This window comes from Rhizobium sp. Root1203 (assembly GCF_001424945.1).
Taxonomy (GTDB): Bacteria; Pseudomonadota; Alphaproteobacteria; order Rhizobiales; family Rhizobiaceae; genus Rhizobium.
Window position 1 is genome coordinate 1 of sequence record NZ_LMCW01000055.1, and the last position, 4,615, is coordinate 4,615.

The window sequence follows — 4,615 nt, forward strand, 5'->3', positions numbered from 1 at the left end:
CTGCCATGCAAATCTCCAGTTAGCTGCCATGCAAATCTCCAGTTAGTCCTGGAAACCTTCTCGCACACGCAGCAAGCCTCAAAATATAGCCAATCCAATGGGGCGGAGACGGCGCTTACACATTACTCCTACCCACTTAGCTAAGTGGTGGAGCATGTCCGGGCCTTTCGGGGGCTAATTCACTTTTTGTTGCCGCATGCGTTGGGGCTATCGGCCGGCGCATAGTGGACAGTAAAGCCCACCCTCGTGCCAATGTCGTCGCTGCCCTTATCGCTTCAATTGGCATTTCAACCGCTTTCGTCGCTTCCGGTGTGATAAATCCCGTCATCGCCCATGCTAACGGCGAGCTTCGTCGTTTTCAGATGAGCCCTAAAGAGCTGGTTCGCGTCGAAACATTAACTGCCGACGACCGTTCAAAGGCACTACGCCAACGATGGTCCCTTTATCGCGCAATAGAAAAAATCCCTAGTTTAGTGGGGGATGGGTGTGTCTTGACAATGAGGTACGCAGACCTCGTCTACTACGGCAAGGTCTGCACCATAAATTACCTCGACCCGAGACTAATAGAGGCATACCAGGCGCCTGACGCCGCCACCGCCACGCGCGCGCTCAAGGGAGCTGGGGTAGATTTTGTGCTTTTTAATTATTCGAACCGGCACCTGATCGACCATACGCAAATCGGGAAAGCCCTTTTCGACGACGGCGAGCTGGTGTTCTTCGCAGCGGACGAAATCGAAACTTGGTATCTGTACAAGCTGGACTCACGAACGCAGCACTTAAGTCAATTAGTTGCCGATTTGGCGTGTGAGCCGATTACCGCCTGCAAAACCAGCAAATCGGGAGACGAGTTACAGCTGCCTCTACGGGCTACAAGTAAACAATCGTCACTCAACCTAATAGGTGGTGGTAAACCTTACCGTATCGACGCGAAACTGAGCGGTAACGGGCTTGCTACACTGCGCTTTATTCGCCGCGACGGAGGGTTTTCTAATCCATTTTGGAGGGGGCTCCTGAAACCAGGGGCGTCTAATAGGATAACGATCGACGTAGCGCTACCCGCAGATGCCGCATACCTGCCCGTGGTTGCCGTTGGATCCTCCCCTCAATCGGAGTTGACCGTGCAAAGCCTCAATATCTCCCGCTAACAGCGTCCATCGGCAGCGCCCTTGGTGAAAGCGACTGTCTTTCCGTTCCCGTCACTTGACGATGGCACGAGGGGCCTGGGTCGGAAGGCTTACGCCTCGAGCTTCCACGTCACGATCATGTCCATGTTTATCCAGGTGCCGCCGGCAAATCTCACCCACCCATCCTCCACGCGTTCCACCACCCCGTGGAGTCTGCGACCGTCCACCACCCATACCTCGACCTTAGGCTTCTTCCCCTCATCGAGGAACGACTGTGCCTCGGCCCATAAATTCCCGTCCCTGCGCATGTCTGTTCTACCTCTTTCACGTTCATAAGATGTCAGATTTAGGCCAAGTATTTTGGTTTGTGCACGGGTAGATTCAAGGCCGATCGCGGGGGGCGTTAGGGGCGGGCGGCCACACTCAGACTTGGTTCCCATGCCGGCGTGCTGGTCGGTGAAGCAACGGTCATGAAGGCTCGGTTGGCAGTTCGCCAACCGACGATCCGCGCAAATCGTTCAATCTGAGTAATTCGCTCATCAAATAGGTCACTGAGCAGCTGAACGAACACCAGCATTGGTTACTTGTGGTTGCGGCGGTGAACATTATTCTCCCAGTCTCGCGCGATCCAGACACGGGAGGTCTCGATGCAGCTTTCTAAGCGTGAGTTTTTTCAGGTTGGTGGCCTTGCCATGGTTCCCAGCTTACTGGCGCTGCCGGCCTACGCTCAGTCCGAAGGCACGGCATTGGCGGCACCAACAACCGCCTCCGTGCAATCGGTTCACTCGGAACTCGTTGCTTCGGCTAGAAACGAGACGCCAGGCCATGATCCGTGGGCCGCTGACGCGCTTAAGGGGGTAATTGTAATTCTGCTCGAGACAAAGGTCATTACGGAACCCGAAAGCCAGTTCTTGAACCGTCTCGTCGAGGCATTGATCACTTCAGAAAATCTTGAGATTTTGGCCCGAGCAGTTCGGACACTTATTGCCGAAGCCGAACAAGAGTTGACGCAACTGGCGAAAAATGTCGGTGCCATCGTTCAAAGCAGTCTGGAGAGCGCAGGGAATATTCTTAAAGACGTCGACTGGGAAATTGTCCGTGGGGTAATTCTGAGAGATGCCCGTGGAACGCTTGATGGCGCGAGAATGGGCTATCGGCTATACGGCGTACCAGGCGCCGTGATTGGAGCGGCGATCGGAGGCGGTGCCACTTCTATGCCGGCGTTTGCTGCTGTACCCGCGGCCTAATCAGCGAGACTAGTGCGTTAGTCAGGGATGGTGGATCGCGTCATCAACAAGTGGGCTTGCGACGGAGCTTTGGGGGTTCCGCTCGACGCGATCCGACGTGTGAACGGCGCGTTTGGTTCCCCACGATGCAGAAAAAAGCCCCGCCAAGAGTGGCGAGGCAGTGTACGTGCTGAACATCGCGCTAGAGTGCTTCGATGAGAATGAGATAGGGCGCTGTTCCACTCTTTTCATCCTCGAAGGAACACGGACCTGTAAGGAGAGATTCTTAGAGCCGTGACGCTGGCGCTTCAATAATGACAGCTAGCAGGGTGTTGAAAAAGCCCTAGCGCCCGGGCTCTGGTCATGATTCACTCGCTGTATTGCGATTTGGAGCTGATGGATGCGCGGCGGCGATGTGAGGACAGGCGAACTCTTCAGCTATGTCGATCTTGAGGATCGGGTTCGAAAAGATCATCCTTTACAGGCCATCCGGCAGATCGTGAACGAAGCGCTTCTTTTATTGGAACGAGATTTTTCGGCGCTTTATTCGCCGATCGGACGGCCGTCGATCGCGCCTGAGAAGCTTCTACGTGCCATGCTTTTGCAAGCCTTCTATTCGATCCGTTCTGAACGGCTTTTAATGGAGCGGCTGGAATACGACCTTCTTTTCCGCTGGTTTGTTGACATCGGCATTGACGATCCGGCTTGGGACCACTCGGTGTTTTCGAAGAACCGCGACCGGTTGCTTGATGGCGACATCGCTGCGAAGTTCCTGGGTGCAATCCTTTCCCAGCCCAAGGTAAAGCGGCTGCTGTCAACAGACCATTTCTCCGTCGATGGCACACTGATCGAGGCCTGGGCGTCGATGAAGAGCTTCAAGCCGAAGGACGGCCCAAGGGGCGATAATGGCGAACCACCATCAGATAGCGGCGGTCGGAATGCGGAAGCAGACTTCCACGGCGAAAGGCGTTCCAACGAGACGCATGCTTCAACGACCGACCCGGATGCAAGGCTTTATAAGAAAGGCAAAGGCAAGGAGGCCAAGCTGTGCTTTATGGGCCATGGGCTGATGGAGAACCGCCATGGCCTACTGGTCGATGCCTGCCTAACAGAGGCCAGCGGATATGCCGAACGTGTCGCGGCGCTTGCCATGATAGAACCCTTCGCTGAGCGGCCACAAGCGATCACGCTGGGTGCCGACAAAGCATATGACACAAAAGACTTCGTCAAAGATTTGCGATCGATGAAGGTGACACCCCACGTGACGCAGAACATCAACGGTCGCCGTTCGGCCATTGATGGACGCACGACGCGTCATTGCGGCTATAAGGCCAGCTTGCGTATCCGCAAGCGCATCGAAGAGGCGTTCGGCTGGATCAAAACCGTCGCGGGGCAGGATAAGACGAAGTTCCGCGGGCGCGACCGCGTCGGATGGGCCTTCACCTTCGCGGCCACCGCCTACAATCTGGTGCGGCTGCCGAAGCTCATGACGGAGACAGGCTGATGGCGAGAGTTTCCACCTTCGCCAAGGCCTTCGCCGGTCGTTGGCGCATCGTCGAGATGGACAACTGGGACAACGACGTCCTCGATCTCGTCGAAGAGGCGCATCTGACATTCCAGGGCACAGCGGACGGCGAAATCGCATTCGTCGCGCTCAAGGGCTTTCTCGATGTTCGCTATGGCGCACGCGATGGATCAGCCTGTGCAGAGTTCTCATGGGAAGGACAAGACGAGAGCGACCCGGTCTGTGGCCGTGGATGGGCAGCTCTCGGCTCCGCTGGACGCCTTGTCGGACACATCTACGTCCACAACGGAGACGATTCCGGTTTCGTGTGCGAACGCGACTGACTTCTTCAACAGCCTGCTAGACGGGGCGCGCGGCTTAAAGCCCTGGGCACAGATTGGATTCATCGGACGCTTGCGATCCATCATTCGGGGGGTAGGCATGCCACTAGTCGTTGAGGTCGTCGACGCTGTGTGTTGCTTACTTACTGCCATTCGGCTGGATTGCGGTGTCGATGAAACTGAGGCAGCCTTAGCTGGCTCAAAAGTTGAAAGATTGAGAAGCGCAGCGACTGCTGCAGCTAAGTAGAGTGTACGGTCCACTGGCATTGTCCTTCGGATGGCGGTGGCAGCGAGAGTATAGCGCGGCGATCTGGATGAGAGGCGCGCGACAATCTGGATGAGAATCCTGTGTGTCGCTGGCTGGGTGAGTTTATCTGTTTGATTGACGCTCGCAAGCGTCATTCATTGGTCTGATTGACA

General features: G+C 55.9%; 5 protein-coding genes. 4 read left to right on the forward strand and 1 reads right to left on the reverse strand.

From position 1 onward, the window contains the following. Positions 1 to 224: 224 nt before the first annotated feature. Positions 225 to 1,145: a hypothetical protein gene (locus tag ASC97_RS28170; protein WP_156390491.1), complete on the forward strand. Its 921-nt coding sequence runs from the start codon at positions 225 to 227 to the stop codon at positions 1,143 to 1,145. An 89-nt stretch (positions 1,146 to 1,234) separates the two neighbouring features. On the opposite strand, the gene ASC97_RS28175 is transcribed toward ASC97_RS28170, so the two are convergent. Further along, complete coding sequence (locus ASC97_RS28175) at positions 1,235 to 1,432, reverse strand: hypothetical protein (RefSeq protein ID WP_057471641.1); 198 nt, start codon at positions 1,430 to 1,432, stop codon at positions 1,235 to 1,237. 339 nt (positions 1,433 to 1,771) lie between these two features. On the opposite strand from ASC97_RS28175, the gene ASC97_RS28180 reads away from it, so the two are divergent. The 3 genes from ASC97_RS28180 to ASC97_RS28190 all read left to right on the forward strand — a co-directional run bounded on the left by ASC97_RS28180 (position 1,772) and on the right by ASC97_RS28190 (position 4,198). Then, on the forward strand, positions 1,772 to 2,371 hold the full coding sequence (locus ASC97_RS28180; protein WP_057471642.1) for a hypothetical protein: 600 nt from the start codon (positions 1,772 to 1,774) through the stop codon (positions 2,369 to 2,371). 379 nt (positions 2,372 to 2,750) lie between these two features. Beyond that, positions 2,751 to 3,854 (forward strand): IS5 family transposase, encoded by a 1,104-nt coding sequence (locus ASC97_RS28185; protein ID WP_057471643.1) that lies wholly within the window; start codon positions 2,751 to 2,753, stop codon positions 3,852 to 3,854. Then, on the forward strand, positions 3,854 to 4,198 hold the full coding sequence (locus ASC97_RS28190) for a hypothetical protein (protein WP_057471644.1): 345 nt from the start codon (positions 3,854 to 3,856) through the stop codon (positions 4,196 to 4,198). The genes ASC97_RS28185 and ASC97_RS28190 overlap by 1 nt, the downstream gene beginning before the upstream one ends. Positions 4,199 to 4,615: the final 417 nt, after the last annotated feature.

Coding starts and splice junctions, on each gene's coding strand:
- ASC97_RS28175 (WP_057471641.1), bottom strand. CDS start 1,432: ATGCGCAGGGACGGGAATTTATGGGCCGAGGCACAGTCGTTCCTCGAT.
- ASC97_RS28180 (WP_057471642.1), top strand. CDS start 1,772: ATGCAGCTTTCTAAGCGTGAGTTTTTTCAGGTTGGTGGCCTTGCCATG.
- ASC97_RS28185 (WP_057471643.1), top strand. CDS start 2,751: ATGCGCGGCGGCGATGTGAGGACAGGCGAACTCTTCAGCTATGTCGAT.
- ASC97_RS28190 (WP_057471644.1), top strand. CDS start 3,854: ATGGCGAGAGTTTCCACCTTCGCCAAGGCCTTCGCCGGTCGTTGGCGC.